Origin of the sequence: Pseudomonas sp. SIMBA_067, assembly GCF_046534675.1 — a bacterium.
In the GTDB taxonomy this organism is placed as follows: domain Bacteria; phylum Pseudomonadota; class Gammaproteobacteria; order Pseudomonadales; family Pseudomonadaceae; genus Aquipseudomonas; species Aquipseudomonas putida.
On record NZ_JAWRYH010000414.1, the window covers coordinates 1 to 273 of the forward strand.

The 273-nt window shown below is 59.0% G+C and carries 1 protein-coding gene; it reads left to right on the forward strand.

Translation table 11 applies throughout. From position 1 onward, the window contains the following. The coding region (locus SB765_RS29680) for a hypothetical protein (RefSeq protein ID WP_410932500.1) at positions 1-273 on the forward strand (273 nt) is incomplete at both ends.

The window sequence follows — 273 nt, forward strand, 5'->3', positions numbered from 1 at the left end:
GCTGCTGAGCCTGCAACTGCTGACGTTGCTGCTGAACCTGTTGCTGCTGCTGTTGTTGCTGAACCTGCTGCTGCTGACGTTGCAGTTGTTGCAACTGCTGCTGATGCTGCAGTGTCTGCTGACGTTGCGCCGGCGTCTGTTCGTTCCACGGCACTTCGTTGAGCTGCGTCGGCTGCTGACGCATATCCGCCTGCATCTGCTCAAGCAACTGGCGCTGCTCGTCGGTCAGCTGTGTCTGCGACTTCACTTCGCCACCCGAAGAGGGTTCGATAG